Raw genomic sequence first — 22,298 nt, 5'->3', positions numbered from 1 at the left:
ACAGGCCATGAGCCCCGCCGACCTACTCGCCAAGATCCGCCTGCACGGCGTGGTCCCCCGGCACGTGGCCATCATCATGGATGGCAACGGGCGCTGGGCGCGCGAGCGGATGCTGCCGCGGCCCATCGGCCACCGGAATGGCATGAAGGCGGTGCGCGAGGTGGTGGAAGGCGCGCTGGAAGTCGGGCTCGAGGCGCTCTCGCTGTTCGCGTTCTCGCAGGAGAACTGGCAGCGCCCCGCTGGCGAAGTGACGGCGCTGATGTCGCTGCTGGAGGAGTACATCCAGCGCGAAGCCGACGAGTTGGAGCGTCAGGGCGTGCGCGTGCAGGTCATCGGCGAGCTCGAGCGCCTGGTACCCGCGGCGCGTGCCGCCGTGGACCGCGTGGTGTCGCAGACGGCGGGCAACACGAAGCTCACGCTCAACCTGTTCATCTCGTACGGCTCGCGCGCCGAACTGACGCGCGCGGCGCAGAAGATCGCCGAGCAGGTGGCGGCGGGTGCGCTGAAGCCGGAGCAGGTGGACCAGGAGTTGTTCGCCTCGCAGCTGTTGACGGTGGGCTGCCCGGATCCGGACCTGTTGATCCGCACCTCGGGCGAGCAGCGCATCTCCAACTTCCTGCTCTGGCAGTTGGCCTACACCGAGCTGTTCATCTCGCCGGTGCTGTGGCCTGACTTCTCGCGCGCCAACCTGTACGAGGCCATCCTCGACTTCCAACAGCGCGACCGGCGGTTCGGCAAGGTCGCGGTCTGAGGACCGACGCGTGAGCGAGTTCGCCAAGCGAGTCGCGTTCGCGGTCGCTGCGATCCCGGTCGTGGCGTGGTGTGTATGGGCGGGCGGCGCGCCGCTGACCGTGCTCCTCTCCATTGCAGCCGCGCTGGGCGCCTGGGAGTATGCGCGCCTGGCCGAGGCTGCGGGCACGAGGCCGATGTCGAAGTGGACGATCGTGCTCTCGGCGCTGATTCCTATCATGCTGCACGCGGTGCGGTTGGGATACGCCGTGCCGGGCATTGCCTGGATCGCGATGCTGGTGCCGGTGCTGCTCTCGATGGCGCTGTGGCGCCGTGGGAGCGAGGGGCGGCCCATCGAGGCCGTGGCGACGACGCTGTTTGGCGTCTGGTACACGGGCGGCATGCTCGCCTTTGTGTACGCGCTGCGCTATCACCGCTTCGCCGTGACGGCGCTGGCGGGCTCGCTGCTGGTGGCGTTGCCGGTGGTGCTGACCTGGCTCAACGACAGCGGGGCGTTCTTCTTCGGCAAGCGCTTCGGCAAGAAGAAGCTCATGCCCAGTGTGAGCCCCGGAAAGACCTGGGCGGGAGCCTGGGGCGCGCTTGGCACCACTGTGGTCGCGACCTGGGCCATCGTCCAGTTCGTGCTCGTGCCCTTCGCGGGACTCGGCATGCGCCTCTGGGGCGTGCTGGTGTTCGGCATCGCGATGAGCGTGGCGGCGCAGGTCGGCGATCTCGTGGAGTCGATGCTCAAGCGGCAGGCCGGCGTGAAGGACTCCTCGGCGTTGATTCCCGGGCACGGCGGCGTGTTGGACCGCGTGGACTCGCTGCTGTTCACCGTGCCCATCGCGTATGTGATGCTTGAAGTCCTGCTCGTGGTGGCGGCGTGAGTCGCGCTGGGCAGGACGCGCGGCGAGCCGACGCCGCGCCGCAGGGCATCGCGCTCCTGGGCGCTACGGGCAGCATCGGCGAGACGGCGCAGCGGGTGGTGGCACGGCATCCCGAGCGCTTCCGATTCGTAGCGATGACGGCGCACGGCAACGCGGACGCACTCGCCACGGCGGTCGAGCGCTGGCGGCCGGCGTTCGTCGGATTGGTGGAGCCGCGGGGTCGTGGGCTGCCGAGCGGGTGGTGCTCGGGGAGCGACTGTCTCGTCGAGGCGGCGCAGCATCCCGAAGCGAACATCGTGCTCAACGCCGTTGTTGGTGCGGCGGGGCTTGAGGCTACTCTCGCAGCGCTCAACGCCGGCAAGCGCGTGGCCTTGGCGAACAAGGAGTCGCTGGTGGTTGGCGGTGCGCTGGTGCAACGCGCCCAGCACGAGCACGGCGGTGCCGTGATTCCCGTAGACTCGGAACACTCGGCGCTGCTCCAGTGCCTCGCCGGGCGCGTGGGCGCCGCGGCGGCGGGCGCTACCGGTGCCGTCGCTTCCTCAGAAGGCGAAACCGATCACGCGCTGCTCCCCGTACAGGGTGTGAAGCGGTTCGTGATCACCGCCTCAGGCGGTCCTTTCCGTACCTGGGAGACTGAGCGTATCCGTGCAGCGAAGGTCACGGATGCCTTGAACCACCCCACCTGGGCGATGGGCAAGAAGATCACTATCGACTCGGCGTCCTTGGCCAACAAGGCGCTGGAAGTGATCGAAGCACACGTGTTGTTCGGCATTCCGTATTCGAAGGTCGAGGTCGTGGTGCACCCGCAGAGCATCGTGCACTCGATGGTCGAGTTCGAGGACGGGAGCGTGCTGGCGCAGTTGGGGGTTCCTTCGATGGAGCTTCCCGTGTTGTACGCAATGACCTACCCGGAACGGCTCGTCGACGCGGGCGTACCACGCTTCGATCCCATCGCGTCGTCGCCGCTGACGTTTGAGGCGGTGCGACACGATGCGTTTCCGACGCTTGGCTTGGGTATCGCGGCGGGCGCAAAGGGCGGGGCAGCACCGGCGGTGTTCAACGCCGCCAATGAGGCGGCGGTGGCGCGGGTGATTGCCGGCTCGCTGGACTTTGTGAAGATCCCGTCGGCCATCGATGCGGCGCTCACACGCCACGCGGGCCTGCCGGGCGATACACTGGAGCAGTTGCGCGCCGCCGATGCGGCGGCGCGTTTCACCGTTGAGGAGTTCAGGGACTGATGCTCAGCTGGCTGGCACCGCTACTCGTCTTGGGGCTCGTGATCTTCGTGCACGAGCTGGGACATTTTCTCGCGGCCAAGTGGGCCGGCGTGTACGCGCCACGCTTCTCGCTGGGCTGGGGCAAGCCGGTGTGGAGCTTCCGCCGCGGCGAGACGGAGTACGCCATCAGCGCACTACCGATCGGCGGCTACGTGCGCATGGCCTCGCGTGAGGACGAGCAGGCCTCGGCGCTTGAGGGCGGGCCCGAGCTGCGCGACGAGCAGCCGGTGGAGCGGTCCAAGCACTGGGATGAGCACTCGATGATCCCGCACGGTCCGCTGCCGATCCCCGAGGACCGCTGGTTCGAGAGCAAGCCGCTGTACAAGCGGCTGGTCATCATGCTGGCGGGCGTCTTCATGAACGTTGTGCTCGCGCTGATCGTGTCGATCGGTATCTTCGCTTGGTACGGGCAGGGCTACCTGCCGCCTGTGGTTGATCAGGTCGTCGAGGATCGACCTGCCGCGCTCGCTGGGATGATGACCGGTGACAGCGTCACCGCCATCGATGGCGTCGCCATCGACCGCTGGGACGAGTTGCTGGCCGCGGTGTCGGCGGCGCCGGGCCGTGAGATCGAACTGACGGTCACGCGCGGCGGTGAGAAGCTCACCTTCCGCATGACGCCGGAGTCTGCGGAGGTGCCGAGTACAATCACTGGCGCGCCGGAGACGGTGGGGCGCATCGGAATCGGTGTGCGCGCGACACCCGCGCGCGAGCGGATCGCCATTGATCGGGCGGTGGTGGCTGGCTGGAATGCCACCTGGGCGATGGGTGGCAGCGTCATCCAAGTGTTGGGCGGACTGTTCCGCGGCAGCGTGTCAGTGACACAGCTCGGCGGGCCGGTGGAGATTGCGCGGGCCAGTGTGTCAGCGGCGCAGTCCGGCGGGCTTGAGAACGTGTGGGCGCTTGTGGCGTTCCTCAGTATCAACCTCGCGATCCTCAACCTGCTGCCGATCCCGCTGCTGGACGGCGGGCAGATCGTGCTGAACGTGGTCGAGGGCGCGATCCGGCGTCCGCTGCCGGAGATGGTCCGCGAGTGGTACGCGCGGATTGGGTTGGTGGCGATTCTGGCGCTGTTCGTGACGGTGACGTTCAACGATCTGAAGCGGCTCGTGATGGGGTGGTTCGGCGGGGAGTAGGCGGGCGGGCGCTCAGCCCGGCTCTCCGTTGGAATCAGCAGGAACTACCACCGCGCGTGAGAGCAATCTGGTGATAGCGAGGCTCTGGGCCGCCCCATAGGCTGCGGGGACGCCCCGCTGCCTCTCTCAACCATCAGGCTGAGTCTGCCCATGCGATTGAACTTTGCTGCGCCCACCATCACCGCCTGGACCACGGGGCTGGCGACGCTAGCACTGGTTGCGAGCACATCCCAGCTTGCGGCGCAGGCTGCGGGCGGTGCGCCACCTGAGATCCAGCGCGCGCAGGCGCTGCTGCAGGCGGGTCACGCGGACAGCGTCGTGCTCATCCTCGAGCCCTTCCTCGCGCGTAGCCCCAACGCGCCACAGGCCCAGCTTCTCCTCGGCGACGCCTATCGCACATCCGGTGACGCCGACAAGGCAGTTGCGACCTACGCGCAGGTGCGCAGCCCGCAGCCGTTTCGGCTCGCCGCACGATTCCGCGCCGCGTGGGTGGAGGCCGGCCGCGGCCGCTCAGACGCGGCCTTCGCGTTGATCGACACCCTCCGTGCCAGCGGGGCCTTCGACATCGACAACGTCCTCAACGCGCCGCAGCTCGAGTCGCTCAAGGCCGATGCGCGCTGGGCGCGCCTCCCCTGGCGCGCCGAGGAGTTCGAGCGCCCCTTCGTGGAACCGGCGCGCATCATCCACGAGTGGGCGGGTGAGGCGAAGGGCGACCAGTTCAGTTGGATCGCACGCGGCATTGGTGACGCGGATGGCGATGGAGTGAGTGAGATCGTGACCTCCGCGCCGACCAACGGCGCCACCGGTCCGGGGCAGGCGCCGGGCCGCATCTACGTGTACTCGGGCCGGAGCGGTCGACTGCTCTGGCAGGCTAGCGGCAAGGGCAACGAGCAGTTGGGCACCGGACTCGAAGGCGCCGGCGACGTGAACGGCGATGGCATTCCCGACGTGATCGCGGGTGCGCCCGGTGGGAATCGGGCCTACGTCTACTCGGGGCGCGATGGGCGGTTGCTCCACACACTCGCGCCTACGGATTCGGGTGGAAACTTTGGCCAGAGTGCCGCAGGGGCGGGCGACCAGGACGGCGACGGCGTTGACGACCTGGTGGTGGGAGCGCCGGCGACCACTAGCAGCGCGCCGGGTGCCGGGCGCGTGCACGTGTTTAGCGGGCGCAGCGGCGCGCTGCTCTACACTCTTGATGGCGAAGCGGCTGGTGATGCCTTCGGAAGCATCGTGGCGGGGAAGAAGGGGGGGCGCTCCACGCCGTTGCTCGTCGGCGCGCCAGGTGCAGGTGCAAACAACACGGGCCGCGTCTACGTGTACGCGGCGGCGGCGCGTTCGCCACGCTTCACCATCGACGCCGACTCCACGGGTGCCGCGCTCGGCGCGATGTTCACGTCCGTTGTCGGCGACGTGGACCGTGACGGCACACCCGACATCTATGCCAGCGACTTTCCCAACTCTGCGCTGGGTCCTTCGACGGGACGCATCTACGTGCACTCGGGTGCGGACGGTCGGCGCTTGCGCACCATCACCGGCGAGGCGGCGGGCAGCGGCTTCGGCATCGGCTCCGCGGACATTGGTGACGTGAACGGCGACGGCTACGATGATCTGGTGATCGGTGCTTGGCAGTACGCCGGAGCGGCGCCTTCGGGTGGTCGGATCTATTTGTATTCCGGTCGTGACGGCTCGCTGCTGCGCACCATCACCGGCCGCGTCCCGGGCGAGACCCTTGGCTTCGATGCCACGGGCGTCGGCGACGTCGATGGCGATGGCAGCATCGACCTGCTCGTCACATCGAGTTGGAGCAACATCAATGGGTTTCGCTCGGGGCGGATGTACGTGATCAGCGGACGCTGAGGCGACCGCCAAGAGCGCTTTGAAACAGCGGGGCCGGCACGTGGGGTAGTGTGGGGGCGTGACTGCCTTCTCGATGCCCCGCGCGGCCACAGGGCCGCGGACCCGTACTCCGCGGACGGACTCAGCGGTCAACGTCGATGTCGAACCCGGCTGTGAGACGGTACGGTTCGCTTCCGACGTCGTGCTGCTCGGAGAGTTCCGCTGCCCGCCCGAGTTCCCGGGCTTTCGCGACGCGGGTCGCATCAGGAATCACGTCGTGGCGTTCCCGCGCAGCGCCGTGTGGATCGAGCGGGATGGGGAGCGACCGTTCGTCTCGGACTCCACGCAGGCCGTGCTCCACACGCCGGGCCGCGAGTACAGTCGCGGTGCCGTGTCTTCGGCCGGCGACGTCACCGACTGGATTGCGTTGCCCGAACACGTGGCGCGCGAGATCGTCGGCGAGCACTCGGTGACCGATGCCGGAGCGGCACGCGCGTTTCGTCACGGTCGTGCGAGTGTGCCAGGCTCACTGTACCGCGCGCAGCGTGCACTCTTTGCACGCGCGGCCTCTGGCGAAGCGGAGGCGATGGAACTCGAGGAGACGGCCTTGCGCCTCGTCGGCGAGACGCTCGCGCTCACATACCGGGCGACCGCGACCCCCGCAGACGTGGGGGCTCGATCAGAAGACGGGACGCGGTCGGCGGATGGGTCGACGGGGAAGGCGAGGCAGCGTGATCTCGCCGAAGCAGCCAAGGCGGTGTTGGCGAAGCATCTCGAGCAGAATCAGGGCATCGCCCAGTTGGCCGAGCGACTCGACGTCTCGTCCTTCCACCTCTGTCGGACGTTCCGGCGCGCGACGGGCACAACCGTCCACGGGTACCGGCGTGCATTGCGGCTGCGGGAGGCCCTGCATCGACTCGCCGAGTACCGCGGTGATCTCTCGTCTCTGGCGCTGGACCTGGGATTCAGTAGCCACGCGCATCTGACGTCGGCCTTTCGCGGAGCGTTTGGGGTTCCGCCCTCCCAGGTCGCGTTGCGTTGATTCGATGGGGATTGCAGAACGGCGTATTGCGATAGTGCCATCGATAGCATTATCGTAATACGACCCGGAGGACCGATGTCCGTCGTTACCGTTTCCCCGAAGTTCCAGGTCGTCATCCCTCGTGAGATCCGCGAGTCGCTCGGGCTCGAGCCAGGGCAGAAGATCCAGGCCTTCGAGTACGAGGGGCGGGTGGAGCTCGTCCCGCAGCGGGCGCCGAAGGAGCTGCGCGGCTTCCTGAAGGGCATTTCGACTGATGTTCCGCGGGACCGGGACCGCGTGTGAACGTCGTCGACTCGTCGGGCTGGCTGGAGTACTTCGCCGACGGCCCAGGCGCCGATTTCTTCGCCCCGGCGATTCAGCGGCTCGACGCCTTGGTGGTGCCCTCGCTGACGCTGTACGAGGTGTTCCGGCGGGTCCTGCAGCAGCGCGGGAAGGGGGAGGCGCTGCAGGCGGTCGCGCTTATGCAACGGGGCCTCGTTGTCGACCTCGACTCCACGCTGGCACTCTCGGCTGCGACCGTTGGCGTGGAGCGGCGGCTTCCGCTGGCCGACAGCGTGATCTACGCCACCGCCCAGGCGCACGATGCCACGCTCTGGACCCAAGATGCCGATTTCAAGGACCTCCCCGGGGTCCGGTATCGCCGGGCCAGCTGAGTGCCGGTGCCCTCCGGGGGGAAGGCGGCAGCCTGATTTGGCCAGCATGTCCCCCCTTTACAGCCCCGCCCAGCAACCCTAAGTTTCTGTGCTACCAAGGATTTAGGCTTACACAGCACTGCGCAGCGCAGGCAAGGATTTCTGATGGCGTTCGTCAAGACGGCGGTGATCGAGAAGCACCGCCAGCACGAGACCGACACGGGCTCGGCCCAGGTGCAGATCGCGGTCCTCACTGAGCGTATCAACTACCTCACGGAGCACTTCCGCGCGCACCACAAGGACCATCACGGCCGTCGCGGCCTCCTCAAGATGGTCGGCAAGCGCCGCCGCCTCCTCGACTATCTCAAGAAGACCAACGTCGAAGAGTACCGCCGCATCGTCGCGGACCTCGGCCTGCGCTACTAGCGCATCACCCCCACGAGCGCGCGACCGCAATACGGCGGTCGCGCGCTTCGTGCACAGCAGAGAGAAAAAACAGAAATGATGCATCGTATCGAGCGGACCTTCGCTGGCCGCCCCCTCACCATTGAGACCGGGCGCATGGCCAAGCAGGCCGCCGGGTCCGCCCTCGTGACCTACGGCGAGACCGTCCTGCTCGCCAGCGTCACCGTGAGCAACAAGAAGAGCCCGCTGCCCTTCTTCCCGCTCACCGTCGAGTACAAGGAAAAGATGTACGCCTCGGGCAAGATCCCCGGTGGCTTCATCAAGCGCGAAGGCCGGCCCCGCGACGAGGAGATCCTCTCCTGCCGCATCATCGACCGGTCCATCCGCCCGCTGTTCCCGGAAGGCTTCCAGAACGAAGTCCAGGTCGTCATCTACGTCCTGTCCGCGGACCAGGAGAATGACCACGACGTGCTCGGCCTGATCGCCACGTCCTACGCGCTGGCCTCGAGCCACATCCCCTGGGCCGGCCCGATCGCCGGCGTCCGCGTGGGCCGCGTTGAGGGCAAGTGGGTGCTCAACCCGACCTTCCAGGCGCTCGAGTTCTCCGACATCGACATGGTGGTCGCCGGCTCGGCCGACTCGATCATGATGGTCGAGGGCGGCGCGCTCGAGGTCTCCGAGGACGACGTCGTCGAGGCCCTCAAGGTCGCCCAGAAGGGCATCGGCGAGATCGTCGCCATGCAGGAGGAGCTCCTCAAGAAGGCCGGCACGAAGGACAAGATGGAGTGGGCCGGCACGGAGATCCCCGACGACGTGCGCAAGACGGTCACGAAGGCCGCCGAGAAGCGCATCGAGGCCGCGATCAACCAGAAGGACAAGGCCACGCGCATCCAGGCCGTCGAGAAGGTGAAGGACGAGGTGAAGGCGGAGATGGTCGAGGTCCTCGACCCCGCGCACCACGGCCTCGTCGGCAACATCGTCGGCGACATCGAGTACAACGCGCTGCGCGCGCAGGTGCTCGACACCGGCCTCCGTGTCGACGGCCGCAAGCCGAACGTCGTGCGCGACATCTCGATCGACACCTCGGTCCTGCCGCGTACCCACGGCTCCGCGCTCTTCACGCGCGGCCAGACGCAGGCCCTCGTCGTCGCCACCCTCGGCACCGCCAATGACGTCCAGCGCATGGACAACATCGACGACGCCAAGGAGACGACCAAGTCGTTCATGCTGCACTACAACTTCCCGCCGTTCTCCACGGGCGAGGCCAAGCCGATGCGCGGCACCGGCCGTCGCGAGATCGGTCACGGTGCGCTCGCCGAGCGCGCCATCCAGGGCGTGTTGCCGGCCTTTGAGGAGTTCCCGTACACGATCCGCATCGTGTCCGAGATCCTCGAGTCGAACGGCAGCTCCTCGATGGCCTCCATCTGCGGTGGTTCGCTGGCCTGCTTCGACGCCGGCATCCCGCTCAAGGCGCCGGTGGCCGGCGTGGCGATGGGCCTGATCAAGGAAGGCAAGAAGTACGCGATCCTCACGGACATCCTGGGCACCGAGGACCACCTCGGCGACATGGACTTCAAGGTCGCGGGCACCGAGACCGGCATCACGTCCATCCAGATGGACATCAAGATCCAGGGTCTCGACCTCAAGATCATGACCGAGGCGTTGGCGCAGGCGCGTGAAGGCCGCCTGCACATCCTCGGTGAGATGAACAAGGCGCTGCCGACGGTCCGTCCGGACCTGTCGCCGTGGGCGCCGCGCATCGTCACGATGACGATCAACCCCGAGAAGATCGGCGACCTGATCGGTCCGAAGGGCAAGACGATCCGCGGAATCCAGGACGAGACGGGCGCCGAGCTCACGGTGGACGACTCGGGTCTGGTCACGATCGCCGCCGTGGGCGGCGAGGCGATGGAGCGTGCGCGCCAGATGGTGCAGGCCATCACGGCCGAGCCGGTGGTGGGCGAGACCTACCAGGGCACGGTGAAGTCGGTGACGGCCTTCGGTGCCTTCATCGAGATCATGCCGGGCACCGAGGCCCTGCTGCACGTCTCCGAGATGCGCCACCACCGCGTCGAGAAGCCGGAGGACATCGTCAAGAAGGGCGAGTCCGTCACGGTGAAGCTGATCGACCGCGACGAGCGTGGCCGTCTGCGCCTGTCCATGAAGGCGCTGATGCCGAAGCCGGAGGGCGCGGAGGCTGCTGCCGAGGGCGAGGCCTCGTCGGGCAACGGCGAGGGTGGCGAGCGCAGCGAACGTCCGCGTAGCGACCGTCCCCGTGGCGATCGCGGTGGGCGTGGCGGCCGCGGAGGTCGCGGGCGCGAGTGAGCGAGGCGTCCGTGGCAGTCGCCCCTGAGCGGGGCGTGCAGCGGACCGTCCTCCCGAACGGACTGACCGTACTCTCGGAGTTCATGCCGGGAGTACGGTCGGTTGCGTTGGGGGCCTGGGTGCGTGCGGCCTCGCTGCACGAGTCGCGCGAGAAGATGGGCGTGTCCCATTTCCTTGAGCACATGGTGTTCAAGGGCAGCGAACGCCGTTCGGCCAAGGACATCGCGCTGGCGCTGGAGTCGCTGGGCGGCTCGCTCGACGCGTACACGGCGCGCGAGCACACGTCCTACCAGGCGCGGGTGCTCGACGAGCACCTGCCGCAGGCCGCCGACGTGATGTTCGACCTGATGTTCCGGCCTCAGTTGCGCGAGAGCGATTTGGAGCTGGAGCGCGGGGTGATCCTCGAGGAAATCTCGATGGTCGAGGACACGCCGGACGACATCGTCTTCGAGATCCACGGCGAGACGATGTGGGGCTCGCATCCGTATGGGTACTCCATCCTGGGCACACCGGACACGGTGGAGCAGCTCACGGTGGATGACCTGCGCGCGCTGCATCGCCGGGCCTACCGTCCGGAGCGCGTGGTGGTGGCCGCGGCGGGGCACGTGACGCACGACCAGTTGCTGGCCGTGCTCGCCTCGGCCGGCTGGGCGGACCTGAAGGGCGAGGGTGCGCTGGAGGCGATGCCGGTGCCGCACGCCATCACGCCAAGGCCCAGCGAGCGCGAGGAGATTCGCGACATCCACCAGACGCATCTGGTGATGGGCAACATCACCGTGCCGCACTCCGATGAGCGGCGGCACGCGCTGCAGTTGGTGAACACGCTGTTTGGTGGCGGAATGAGCTCACGGCTCTTCCAGAAAGTCCGCGAGGAGCTGGGCCTGGCCTACAGTGTGCACAGCTTCCAGAGCTACCACGTGACGGCGGGGTCCCAGGGCATCTATCTTGGATGCGCGCCGGAACGTGTGGACGATGCCGTTGAGGCGGTCCAGAGTGAGTTGGCGTTGCTGAACCTTGCCGGGTTGTCAGCCGAGGAGCTGGCGATGGGCAAGCAGCAGTTGAAGGGGCAGATCACGCTGTCCATGGAGAGCGTGGGGGCCCGGATGTACCGCGCGGCGGCGGTGGAGCTGTATGATGAGCCCTACAAGCCGTTGGATGCGGTGTTGGCGCGAGTGGATGCGATCACTGCCGGGGATGTGGCGGAGGTGTGCCAGGATTTCTACAGGCAGGATCTGCAGACGGTGGTTCGGCTTGGGCCAGGCTAGTTGTTGCTCTCAGCTTATGACCTACCACTTAGTACTTACAACTGCAGTTGTGAGTTGTGAGTTGTAAGTGGTGAGTGACACGGCGAATGCGGGAAGATGCGGGATGCGGGGACTTACAACTCATGACTTACAACTCATAACTGCCCTATGAAAATCGGCGTCCCGAAGGAAATCAAAACCAACGAGAACCGCGTCTCCCTGGTGCCGGCTGGCGCCGAGGCGCTCGTGGCGGCTGGCCATACCGTGTACGTGGAGCAGGGCGCGGGCCTTGGCTCGGGCTTTGACGACGCGCAGTATACGGCGGTCGGCGCGAAGATCCTCCCCACCGCCGACGAGACCTGGGCAGCGGCCGAGATGATCATCAAGGTCAAGGAGCCCATCAAGGTCGAGTGGCCGCGGATGAAGAAGGGGCAGACCATCTTCACCTACTTCCACTTCGCCGCCGATGAGGAGCTGACGAAGGCGCACATCGACTCGGGTGCGACCTGCATCGCCTACGAGACGGTGGAGCTCTCGACGCGCGAGCTGCCGCTGCTGACGCCGATGTCCGAGGTGGCGGGCCGCATGGCGGTGCAGGAAGGCGCCAAGTACCTCGAGAAACTCTATGGCGGCCGCGGCGTGCTGCTGGGTGGCGTGCCGGGCGTGGCGCCGGCGAAGGTGGTGGTCATCGGTGGCGGCGTGGTCGGTGTGAACGCGGCCAAGATGGCCGCCGGCATGGGCGCCAAGGTGATCATCCTCGACACCTCGCTGCCACGCCTGCGCTACCTAAACGACGTGATGCCGGCCAACGTGCAGACGATCTTCTCGAACCGCGCGAACATCCTCGAGGCCATCTCGACGGCCGACCTCGTGGTCGGCGGCGTGCTGCTGCCGGGTGCGAAGGCGCCCAAGCTGATTCGCCGCGAGGACCTCAAGCTTATGCAGCCGGGCTCGGTCATCGTCGACGTGGCCATCGACCAGGGTGGCTGTGTAGAGACCATCAAGGCCACCACGCACGAGAACCCGGTCTACACGGTGGACGGGATCATCCACTACGGCGTGGCCAACATGCCGGGCGGGGTGCCGCGCACCTCGACGCTGGCCCTGACCAATGCGACCTTCCCCTATGCCTTCCGCTTGGCCAACAAGGGCTGGAAGCAGGCGCTGAAGGAGGATCCGGCGCTGCTCAAGGGGCTGAATGTCGTGGAGGGGAAGGTGACCTACGCCGGCGTGGCCGAGGCGTTTGGGATGGAGTACCACGAGGCGTCCAAGTTCGTGAAATAACGGCGAGCTTGGGATGCGGGAACGGGGGCTCGACCTGTGGTCGGGCCCCCGTTTTGCGTTCTGGGCGGGGCTCGTCGCGAGGTTTCGGGAAGTCGTGAGTCGTGAGTTGTGAGTCGTGAGAAACGGCACTCATGACTCACCACTCACAACTCACGGCTGCTGTTGAAGCCCCCCCCCGCAGCCCGAATCCCGCATCCTAAAGGGTCCGCCTTGTAGCCCCCCTCTCCCCGAACTAACTTCCGCTCTGATAAGTAGTTGCCTCCTCCCGCCTCAGGCGTCTTCCGTATCCCCGGACGCGCGAGAATCCGACATTGCCTCTGAAGTGGCCGTTCTTCCAAAGCGGTGGTTTTTTGCCGGCGAATGCCATCGCCGTCGACTTGGGAACGGCGAACACGCTCATCTACGTGAAGGGCGAAGGCATTGTCCTGAATGAGCCCAGCGTCGTCGCGATCGATCGCGAGACGAAGAAGATCAAAGGCGTCGGTTTGGAAGCGAAGCGCATGCTCGGCCGCACGCCGGAAGGCGTGATCGCCGTGCGCCCGATGAAGGACGGCGTGATCGCCGACTTCGATGTCACCGAGAAGATGCTGCGCTTCTTCCTTGAGCTCATCATCAAGAACCACGTGTTCAAGGTGAAGCCACGCGTCATCGTGTGCGTGCCCTCGGGCATTACCGAGGTGGAGAAGCGCGCCGTGCGTGACTCGGCGCTGGGCGCGGGCGCGAAGGAAGTCTTCATGGTCGCCGAGCCGATGGCGGCGGCGATCGGTGTCGGCCTGCCGGTGGAGACGCCGACGGGCAACATGGTGATCGACATCGGTGGCGGCACGACGGAGATCGCGGTGATCGCGCTCTCGGGCATCGTGTCCGACACGTCGATCCGCACGGGCGGCGACGAGCTCGACGCGAGCATTGTGCAGTTCATGCGCAAGAGCTACAACCTGCTGATCGGCGAGCCGACGGCGGAGCAGATCAAGATCCAGATCGGATCGGCCGCGCCGCTTGGCGAGGAGCGCGAGATGGAAGTGAAGGGCCGCGACCTCGTCTCGGGCATCCCGAAGACGGTGCGCGTGCACTCGGCGGAGATCCGCGAGGCGGTGCAGGAGCCGATCCAGCAGATCGTGAACGCGGTGCGCCGTGCGCTGGAGATCACGCCGCCGGAGCTGGCGTCGGATATCGTGGACCGCGGCATCGTGATGACGGGCGGTGGCGCGCTGATCCGCGGGCTGGACGTGCTGCTCACGCAGGAGACCGGCCTGCCGATCCACGTGGACGAGGACCCGCTGACCTGCGTGGTGCGCGGCACGGGGCGGATCCTCGACGACGAGGCGAAGTACTGGTCGGTGCTCAGCACCTGATGACGGGCCGGTAGCGTGCCGCGCGGGGCTCGGGCGGATTCCGCCACCGATACCATCGTCGCTGCCGCCTGCGTCGTCGCTGCGCTGGTCCTGCTCGTGCTGCCGCCGGCGCCGCGTGATGCCGTGGCGGGCACAATCCGCCGCAATCTCGTGGGCCCGCTGGCCATGCTGCAGGAGCGCGCCTCGGTGGCCAAGCGCGCGCTGGCCACGAACGACTCGTTGCGCGTCGTGGCCGATAGCGTCGCCGAGCGCGCGATGCGATTGAGTGCCGTCGAGGCGGAGAACTCGCGACTCCGCGAGCTCCTTGGCCTGGGCCGTGCGCTCCGCTGGGGCTATACGCCCGCCGAGGCATTGGCCATCCGCGGCCTGGGTGATGACCACACGCTGCTGCTCTCCGCGGGTGCGGCGCAGGGTGTCGAGCGGCTGAGCGCCGTGGTCGCCGCCGATGGCATCGTCGGCATGATTGAGACGGTGGATGAGCGCACGAGCGTGGCCCTTGTCTGGCCGCACCCGGAATTCCGGGTCAGCGCCACGACGCTCGACGGCAACGCGTTTGGCTTGATCAGCGCGCACGAGGGTGACGGGGCGGAGCAATGGCTGCTGGAGCTGCACGGCGTCTCGTCGCGGGCGCCGCTGCGCGCCGGGACGCCAGTGGTGAGTTCCGGCCTCGGTGGGATCTTCCCGCGTGGCGTGATGATCGGCACGATCCTACGGCCGCTGCAGACGGGCCGGCCCTGGGCGCGTAGCTATCTCGTGCGGCCGGCGGTACGGCCGTCGGACATCACCTCGGTGATGGTGCTCTCGCGCGAGCGCATCGGCGAGGAAGTCGAGAGCGTGTGGCGGCCTGAGGCCGAGGCGCTGCAGCGGCGCGTGCGTGCGGCGGCGGACAGCGTGGCGGCGCAGCGGGCGCGCAGCGCGCAGCCGTCACCGGCGGCCGCGGATACGCTGCCGCCGGCATCCGCCGCTGCCTCTGACTCCTCCAGCGCCGCATCGCCCGTGCCAACACCTATCGGCCGGGAGCAGCCGTGAACTGGTCCCGCGGCATCCTCGTCGCCGTCGTGCTCGTGCTGATGGTCGCGCTGCACTTCACGCTGCGCCCGTTGCTCGATTGGCGCGCGGGTGTGGACTTCCTCGTCATCGGCGTGCTGCTGGTGGCGGTGCGCGCGCGGCCGGCCGTGGCCTCGGTGGTGGGCTTCTGCGTCGGCCTCGTCCTCGATGCGATGACGCCGGAAGCCCTCGGCGCGGGTGCCCTGGCGATGACGCTGATGGCATTTGGCGCCTCGCGGCTCAAGGCCGCCTTCTTCGTGGACGACCTGGCGCTGACCGCCGTGTTCGTCTTCCTCGGCAAGCTGGCCTTTGACCTGATCTCGATTGTGGCCGAGCAGCGGCTCGGTGGCAGCGCACTGGTGTGGCAGCTGGTGGCCTGGACGCCGGCGTCGGCGTTGGCCACCGCCTTGGTGGGCTTGGTGGTCGCGGCGGTGCTTCGGCCCGCCCTCGACCAACGGAGGACGCGATGAGCTTCCATCCCAACGCGGTTCAGGAACGTGGACGCATCGCCTCGGCACTGCTGCTGTTGGTCTTTCTCGTCATCGCCTCGGCGTTCTTCCGCACGCAGGTGCTGCAGGGCTCGCGCTTCTATCTCAAGGCCGAGGAGAATCGCCTGCGCGAGCTGCCGGTGCCGGCGCCGCGCGGCAACATCCTCGACCGCACGGGGCGCGTCATTGCGGAGAACATCCCCGGCTACGCCATCTCGGTACTGGTGCGCAACGAGGACTCGCTGCGCGTGATGATGCGCCGGATCGGCGACGTGGTGCCGGTGACGCCCGAGCAGGTGGGGGCGGCGGTGCGTCGCTATCGGCGCGAGCCGGTTCGCCCGGTGGTGCTGTTTCCCGACGCGTCGTTTGAGCTGGTGAGCGCGCTGGAGGAACGGCGCGTCGAGTTCCCGGGCCTGATCATCCAGTCGGCGCCCAAGCGCTACTATCCCGACGGACCCGCGGTGTCCGCGTTGGTCGGCTACACGGGCGAGATCAGCGAGACGGAGCTGGGGCAGGAGCGCTACGCCGAGTACAAGGCGGGGCAGCAGGTGGGCAAGGACGGGATCGAGCGGCAGTACGAGGATCGCCTGCGCGGGCGCGAGGGTGCTCGTTTCGTGGAAGTGGACGCGCGCGGACGCATCGTGCGGGAGGAGGCGCGGCCGGACCTCGAGCCCGAGGCGCCGCCGCCGCTGTACACGAACATCGACCTCGACCTGCAGCGCTTCGTGTACCGCCTCTTCGGCGATTCGTTGATCGGCGGCGTCGTGGCGATGGAGCCGCGCTCGGGCGAGGTGCTCGCGCTGCACTCTGCGCCGACGTTCGACCCCAACCAGTTCATCGGCGGCATCCCGCAGGCGTATTGGACGCAGTTGCAGGAGGATCCGCGCAAGCCGCTGTACAACAAGGCGATCAAGGGCACGTATCCGCCTGGCTCAGTGTGGAAGCTGCAGACCGCCATCATCGCGATGGAGCGGGGGCTGGTGGAGATCGACGACCACATGGAGGTCCCGTGCACCGGCGGTCTCCAGTTCGGGAATCGCTTCTTCCGCTGCCACAAGCCGGATGGCCACGGCAACGTAGACCTCGCGGGCGCCATCGAAGGATCCTGCGACGTCTACTTCTACCAGCTTGGGCAGAAGATCGGGCTGCAGGAGCTGGTGGCGGGCGGCATCCGGCTGGGCTCGCGTGAGCGCTCGGGCATCGACTTGCCGGCCGAGACGCGGCCCCTGTTCCCCACGGATCCGGCGCGGCAGTACTACGACCGACTGTTCGGTCCGCAAGGGTGGTCGCAGGGTGTGATCCTGAACCTGTCGATTGGCCAGGGCGAGAATTCGCAGACCGTGGCGAACATGGCCCGGTTCTACACGGCGCTGGCCACGGACGGCGAGGCCGCGCGGCCCGAGGTGGTCCGAGGGGAGGTGCAGCGCGACCGCCTGTTCTCATTGCGTCCAGAGCAGCTGCAGGGCCTGCAGCAGGCGCTCACGGATGTGGTCGGTCGGGGTACGGCGCGCGGGTCACGGTTGGACGGCATTGTCGTGGCGGGCAAGACCGGCACCGCGCAGAACGCGCAGGATGCGATCAACGACCACGCCTGGTTCGTCGGCTACGCCCCTGCCGAGGATCCCAAGATCGTCGTGGCCCTGATGCTTGAGTTCGGTGGCCACGGGTCGCGCGCCGCTCGGCTCGCGTCGCGGATCATGGAGCACTACCTCAAGGTGACGGTGGTCTCCCTGCCGCCGACGGACGGCGATTGATGCGCCACACGGGTTCGTTCCGCTCGGGGCAGGGCGTGGTGCCCACCGACTGGCCCTTGGTGGCCCTCGCTTGCGCACTCACGGCGCTGGGCATCGCCATGGTCTACTCGGCCGGCCAGACCGACGTGCCGAACTTCGTCTCGGGCCTGTGGCGCACGCAGCTGGTGTGGGCGGGGCTTGGGCTCGGGGTGATGTGGGGGATGTCCCGGCTCTCCGTTCGCGCATTGGAGTGGGCCTCCCTGCCGCTGTACCTCGCCGCGCTGGTGATGTTGCTCCTGCTGCTGGTCATCGGCACGGGCGCGGGCACGGCCGCTAGCACGAAGAGCTGGTTGGCCATCGGTGGTGTGCGCATTGGCCAGCCAGCCGAGATCGCGAAGATCGCCACGGTCCTGATGATGGCCCGCGTGCTCTCTGCGCAGCGCGTGGCGGCCGCGAGCCTGTTTGGCCTGTGGCGGCCCGCGCTGATCGTTGGCATTCCCTGGCTCCTGGTGATGGCGCAGCCGGACCTCGGCACGGGCCTCGTGTTCATCGGCATCTTCTTCGCGATGCTCTACTGGAGTGGCGTGAGCTGGCCGCTGCTGCTGATGGCGGCGAGTCCCGGCGTCTCGCTGGTGCTGGCGTTCAGCACGGGGGTGTGGGGAGCGTGGTTCCTGTTGCTGCTGGCGCTGGTGGCGTGGAAGCGGCCGTCGTGGATCGAGAGCTCTGCGCTGGTCGGCGCGAACGTGGTGATGGGCGTATTCGCGCCCATTCTCTGGGACAAGCTCAACCCGTACCAGCAGCGGCGACTACTCGTGTTTCTCGATCCGTCGAGTGATCCGCGCAACTCCGGCTACCACCTGATCCAATCGCAGGTGGCCATCGGGTCCGGTGGGTTCTTCGGCAAGGGCTTCACCGACGGCACACAAAAGCGCCTCGCTTTCCTCCCCGAGCAGCACACGGACTTCATCTATGCCGTGGTGGGCGAGGAGTTTGGGTTCTTCGGCGTGGCGCTGGTGCTTTCGCTGTTCGCTGTGTTCCTGCTGCGCACCATCCGCATCGCGGGCCGCGCCGCCAATCCCTTCGCCTCACTGGCCGCTTTCGGCGTGACGGCGGCCCTGTTCACGCACATCCTCGTGAACGTGGGGATGACCATCGGGCTGATGCCCATCACCGGCATCCCGCTGCCGTTCTTCTCCTACGGCGGCTCCTTCATGCTGTCCTGCTGGCTCAGCGTGGGCATCCTGGTGCTGGTCTCAGCCGAGGGCCGGGGCCGGGCCGACGGGCTGGTGATATAGGTCACGGGTCGACAGTTTTCCTGAATGGCCTGGTTCCGCAAGGAGAAGAAGCCCCGTCCGCCGCGCGCCGCGCGCCTCGAGATCCCGCCCGATGCCTGGGAGAAGTGCGAGGCCTGCGACCACACGGACATCCGCGAGAAGTTCGTGCGCAACCACAACGTGTGCCCCAATTGCGACTACCACCGTCGCATTCGGGCTCACGAGTACGTGGCGTTGCTGCTCGATGAGGGGTCGATCGACGAGAAGGAGGCTGACCTCAAGTCGGTGGACCCGCTCGGCTTCCCCGAGTATCCCGGGCGCCTGAAGAAGGCCCTCGACAAGGCGGGCGAAAGCGACGCCCTTCTCGCCGTCGGTGGCCTGATGGACGGGATGCCCGTGAACCTAGGTGTGATGGACTTCGCCTTCATGGGCGGGTCGATGGGCTCCGTGGTCGGCGAGAAGATCGCACGGCTCGGCCAGCGCTCGCTGGAGAAGAAGTGGCCGTTGATCATCATCTCGGCCTCTGGCGGCGCGCGCATGCAGGAAGGCGTGCTCTCCTTGATGCAGATGGCCAAGAGCTCGGCCGTGCTCGCGCAGCTGGGTGAGCGCAGCATCCCGTATGTGTCTATCCTGACAAACCCCACCACGGGTGGCGTGAGTGCCTCCTACGCGATGCTGGGCGATGCCATCCTCGCCGAGCCCGGTGCGGTCATTGGCTTCGCGGGGCCTCGCGTGATCAAGCAGACGCTCGGCCAGGACCTGCCCGAGGGATTCCAGACGGCGGAGTTCCTGCTCACGCACGGCATGGTGGACCGCGTGGTGCATCGCCATCAGCTCAAGCGCACGGTGGGCCAACTGCTGCGCCATATGAGCGGCAAGCCGGCGGCGGTCGGCTGGTCCTCGAACTGAGCCTGCGATGACCGACGCGGCCTACCAGGCCGCGCTCGACGCGCTGTTTGCGCGCACGACGGGTCAATGGAAGCTGGGGCTCGAGCGCGTCACTGCGTTTCTCGCCGAGTGCGGGAACCCGCAGCATCGCTTGCGCGTGCTGCATATCGCCGGCACCAATGGGAAGGGTAGTGTCTGCGCGCTGCTGGAGGGCGCGCTGCGCGCGCGGGGGCTTCGCGTGGCCAAGTACACGTCGCCGCATCTGGTCCACTTCCGCGAGCGCTTCGTGGTGGACGGGCGACCGGTCGAGGACGCGCTGATCAAGGCGTGGCTCGAGCGCTGGACGCCGACGGTTGACCGTCTGGGCGTGACGTTCTTCGAGGCGACCACGGCGATGGGATTCCAGCTCTTTGCCGATGCGGGCGTCGACGTGGCGGTGATCGAGACCGGGCTCGGCGGGCGGCTCGACGCGACGAACGTGGTGCATCCGTTGGTGGCGGGCGTGTCGGGCATTGGCATCGACCACACCGAGTGGCTGGGCACGACGCGCGAGACCATCGCGCCGGAGAAGGCCGGGATCTACAAGCAGGGTGCGCCGGCGGTGGTGGGGGAGCCGGATCCGGAGATTCGCGCCTTGCTGGCCTCCGAGGCCGCCCGGCGCGGGGCCGCACCGGTTCGGATTGTCGCCGACGAGGGCTCGGCGGCGGCCATCGAGGTCACGGCTGTGGGGACCCGGTTTACGTGGATGCGAGGCGCTGAGTCGTTCGAGGTCGTGACGGGCCTGCCTGGGCGCCATCAGGCGCAGAACGCGATGACCGCCCTCACGATGCTCGATGCCTTGCCGGGGGACCTCCGCCGACCGATCGCAGAGGACGTCCCGGCGTTCCGCGACGTGACCCTGCCTGGACGCTTCTCCCGCCACGGCGCCTGGATCTTCGACGTGGCGCACAATCCCGATGGTTCCGCCGTGACCGCGCTGACCCTGCGTGCCGTGGCCCCGCCGAGGCCCGTCGTAGCACTCGTGAGCGTCCTTGGCGACAAGGACTGGCGGGGGATGCTCTCGGCCCTCGCGGGCGAGGTGGACCACTTCGTGCTCACGGACGCGCCGACGGCGCCCGCCAGCCGGGCCTGGGTCAGCAGCGAGGTGTTGGAGTACGCGCGCTCACGGGGCTGGAGCGCCGAGGTCGAGCGCGATTTCGAGCGGGCGCTGGCCGTGGCCCCTTCCCGAGGGGCGACCGTGCTCGTGACGGGCAGTTTCCACACCGTGGGCGATGCGCTGGCTCGGTTGCAGGTGTCTCCGGCCCCCCGATAAATTGCGGGATGAGTAGCAAGGCCCTCCCCGGGTTCCGCGATTTCTATCCTGAAGACCTGGCCCGTCGGACGCACATCTTCCGCGCCTGGCGGGCCGTTGCGCGCCGGTACGGGTTTGTGGAGTACGACGGGCCGCCGCTGGAGCCGCTGGACCTGTACACGAAGAAGTCTGGCGAGGAGATCGTCGGGCAGCTCTACAACTTCACGGACAAGGGCGGCCGCGAGGTCTCGCTGCGGCCGGAGATGACGCCGACCTTTGCGCGGATGGTGGGGGCCAAGGCTTCGGCCCTGCGGAAGCCCGTGCGCTGGTTCTCGATTCCGCAGTTGTTCCGCTACGAGCGGGCCCAGCGTGGGCGGTTGCGTGAGCACTTCCAGCTGAACGTGGACATCGTGGGGGAGCCCACTGAGGTCGCGGATGCGGAGCTGCTCGCCGTGGCGGTGGGGATCATGCAGGAGCTGGGGCTCACGCACGAGGACGTGCGGGCACGGGTGAGTGATCGGCGGATGTTGAATGCCGTGCTCGATGCGATGGGTGTGACCGAAACCCAGCGGCCGGCTGTGTATGGCGTCGTGGACAAGATCGCGCGGCAGCCGCGTGAGGTGAGCGCGGAGAAGCTGGCGGCGGCTGGGCTTTCGGCGCAGCTCGTGGAGCGCGTGCTTGAATTGGCGAGCGGGACGACATTCGAGACGCTCAAGGAGGAGTTCGGTTCGGCGTCCGCGGCGACACCTGCCCGCGAGGCGATCGCGCGCTTCGAGAGGTATCTCGAGCACTGCGAAGCGCTGGGCATCGGCGACTGGGTCACGCTCGATCTCTCGATTGTCCGCGGCCTGGCCTACTACACGGGCGTGGTGTTCGAGCTCTTCGACGCCAAGGGCGAGCTGCGCGCCATCTGCGGCGGTGGCCGATACGACGACCTGCTGAAGGCCTTGGGCGGCGCCGACCTCCCCGCGCTGGGCTTCGGCATGGGCGACGTGGTGCTCGGCGAGTTGCTCACCGAGCGCGGCCTCTGGCCCGAGGACAAGCAGGACGCCCTCGACTTCCAGGTTGTGACCGGCAACGGATCGCTCGCGCGTCCCTACGCGGACGCGTTGCGTATGGCGACGGCACTGCGCGCCGCGGACTTCAGCGTCGCGCACGGAATGAACGAGGAGCGCTACAAGACGCAGGCGACGCGCAACCAGGTGGACGGCGCAGTGAAGGCCGGCGCCAGCGCGGTGATCTACTTCCGCGAAGACGGGGCTGTGGAGGCGATGAGCCTGCTCGGCAAGCTGACGGGGGCCGCGACGCACGCGGTGGATGCCGGCGCGCTGCTCTCGGGCGACGCGCAGGTGATGCAGGGCCTACGCCACTGGCTGCAAACGCAGCGCCAGCGTTAGGCGCGGTTCTATCTGACGACGAGAC

20 protein-coding genes are annotated in these 22,298 nt (G+C 67.7%); all 20 read left to right on the top strand.

Translation table 11 applies throughout. The annotated features are described in order from the left end of the window. Positions 1–7 precede the first annotated feature (7 nt). The 20 genes from KF709_00635 to hisS all read left to right on the top strand — a co-directional run bounded on the left by KF709_00635 (position 8) and on the right by hisS (position 22,273). Positions 8–751: an isoprenyl transferase gene (locus KF709_00635; GenBank protein MBX3172895.1), complete on the top strand. Its 744-nt coding sequence runs from the start codon at positions 8–10 to the stop codon at positions 749–751. 10 nt (positions 752–761) lie between these two features. Beyond that, on the top strand, positions 762–1,616 hold the full coding sequence (locus KF709_00630; GenBank protein ID MBX3172894.1) for a phosphatidate cytidylyltransferase: 855 nt from the start codon (positions 762–764) through the stop codon (positions 1,614–1,616). Beyond that, positions 1,613–2,854, top strand: coding sequence for a 1-deoxy-D-xylulose-5-phosphate reductoisomerase (dxr, locus tag KF709_00625; protein MBX3172893.1), 1,242 nt, complete (start codon positions 1,613–1,615; stop codon positions 2,852–2,854). The genes KF709_00630 and dxr overlap by 4 nt, the downstream gene beginning before the upstream one ends. Further along, entirely contained in the window at positions 2,854–4,029 is a 1,176-nt protein-coding gene (rseP, locus tag KF709_00620; GenBank protein ID MBX3172892.1) for an RIP metalloprotease RseP, read from the top strand. The genes dxr and rseP overlap by 1 nt, the downstream gene beginning before the upstream one ends. A 150-nt stretch (positions 4,030–4,179) precedes the next feature. Further along, positions 4,180–5,889 (top strand): FG-GAP repeat protein, encoded by a 1,710-nt coding sequence (locus KF709_00615; GenBank protein MBX3172891.1) that lies wholly within the window; start codon positions 4,180–4,182, stop codon positions 5,887–5,889. A 181-nt stretch (positions 5,890–6,070) separates the two neighbouring features. Then, positions 6,071–6,910: a helix-turn-helix transcriptional regulator gene (locus KF709_00610; protein ID MBX3172890.1), complete on the top strand. Its 840-nt coding sequence runs from the start codon at positions 6,071–6,073 to the stop codon at positions 6,908–6,910. Positions 6,911–6,985: 75 nt separating this feature from the next. Beyond that, positions 6,986–7,192 (top strand): AbrB/MazE/SpoVT family DNA-binding domain-containing protein, encoded by a 207-nt coding sequence (locus KF709_00605; GenBank protein ID MBX3172889.1) that lies wholly within the window; start codon positions 6,986–6,988, stop codon positions 7,190–7,192. After that, on the top strand, positions 7,189–7,563 hold the full coding sequence (locus KF709_00600) for a type II toxin-antitoxin system VapC family toxin (protein MBX3172888.1): 375 nt from the start codon (positions 7,189–7,191) through the stop codon (positions 7,561–7,563). Before KF709_00605 ends, KF709_00600 begins: the two co-directional genes overlap by 4 nt. A gap of 144 nt (positions 7,564–7,707) precedes the next feature. Then, positions 7,708–7,968 (top strand): 30S ribosomal protein S15, encoded by a 261-nt coding sequence (gene rpsO / locus KF709_00595; protein MBX3172887.1) that lies wholly within the window; start codon positions 7,708–7,710, stop codon positions 7,966–7,968. Positions 7,969–8,046: 78 nt separating this feature from the next. Continuing rightward, the gene (locus tag KF709_00590; protein MBX3172886.1) at positions 8,047–10,272 is read left to right on the top strand and encodes a polyribonucleotide nucleotidyltransferase; all 2,226 of its coding nucleotides are present in this window, start codon (positions 8,047–8,049) and stop codon (positions 10,270–10,272) included. Between the two features lie 11 nt (positions 10,273–10,283). Next, a complete protein-coding gene (locus tag KF709_00585) occupies positions 10,284–11,537 on the top strand; it encodes an insulinase family protein (protein MBX3172885.1) in 1,254 nt (417 codons plus the stop codon). A gap of 147 nt (positions 11,538–11,684) precedes the next feature. Further along, positions 11,685–12,800: an alanine dehydrogenase gene (gene ald / locus KF709_00580; GenBank protein MBX3172884.1), complete on the top strand. Its 1,116-nt coding sequence runs from the start codon at positions 11,685–11,687 to the stop codon at positions 12,798–12,800. Between the two features lie 350 nt (positions 12,801–13,150). Then, positions 13,151–14,155 carry a rod shape-determining protein gene (locus tag KF709_00575; GenBank protein MBX3172883.1) on the top strand — a complete coding sequence of 335 codons (1,005 nt, stop codon included), beginning with the start codon at positions 13,151–13,153 and terminating at the stop codon, positions 14,153–14,155. Positions 14,156–14,170: 15 nt separating this feature from the next. Further along, positions 14,171–15,184 carry a rod shape-determining protein MreC gene (locus KF709_00570; GenBank protein ID MBX3172882.1) on the top strand — a complete coding sequence of 338 codons (1,014 nt, stop codon included), beginning with the start codon at positions 14,171–14,173 and terminating at the stop codon, positions 15,182–15,184. Then, positions 15,181–15,672: a rod shape-determining protein MreD gene (mreD, locus tag KF709_00565; protein MBX3172881.1), complete on the top strand. Its 492-nt coding sequence runs from the start codon at positions 15,181–15,183 to the stop codon at positions 15,670–15,672. The genes KF709_00570 and mreD overlap by 4 nt, the downstream gene beginning before the upstream one ends. Further along, positions 15,669–17,444 (top strand): penicillin-binding protein 2, encoded by a 1,776-nt coding sequence (gene mrdA / locus KF709_00560; protein ID MBX3172880.1) that lies wholly within the window; start codon positions 15,669–15,671, stop codon positions 17,442–17,444. Before mreD ends, mrdA begins: the two co-directional genes overlap by 4 nt. Continuing rightward, positions 17,444–18,718, top strand: coding sequence for a rod shape-determining protein RodA (gene rodA, locus KF709_00555; protein ID MBX3172879.1), 1,275 nt, complete (start codon positions 17,444–17,446; stop codon positions 18,716–18,718). The genes mrdA and rodA overlap by 1 nt, the downstream gene beginning before the upstream one ends. Before the next feature lie 24 nt (positions 18,719–18,742). Continuing rightward, complete coding sequence (gene accD / locus KF709_00550) at positions 18,743–19,606, top strand: acetyl-CoA carboxylase, carboxyltransferase subunit beta (GenBank protein ID MBX3172878.1); 864 nt, start codon at positions 18,743–18,745, stop codon at positions 19,604–19,606. Positions 19,607–19,613: 7 nt separating this feature from the next. Then, positions 19,614–20,897 (top strand): bifunctional folylpolyglutamate synthase/dihydrofolate synthase, encoded by a 1,284-nt coding sequence (locus KF709_00545; protein ID MBX3172877.1) that lies wholly within the window; start codon positions 19,614–19,616, stop codon positions 20,895–20,897. A gap of 8 nt (positions 20,898–20,905) precedes the next feature. Continuing rightward, the gene (gene hisS, locus KF709_00540) at positions 20,906–22,273 is read left to right on the top strand and encodes a histidine--tRNA ligase (protein ID MBX3172876.1); all 1,368 of its coding nucleotides are present in this window, start codon (positions 20,906–20,908) and stop codon (positions 22,271–22,273) included. Positions 22,274–22,298: the final 25 nt, after the last annotated feature.

This window comes from Gemmatimonadaceae bacterium (assembly GCA_019637445.1).
Lineage (GTDB): Bacteria > Gemmatimonadota > Gemmatimonadetes > Gemmatimonadales > Gemmatimonadaceae > Pseudogemmatithrix.
Note: the sequence above shows the minus strand (reverse complement) of the source record. Positions and strands in the feature narration are given on the sequence as shown.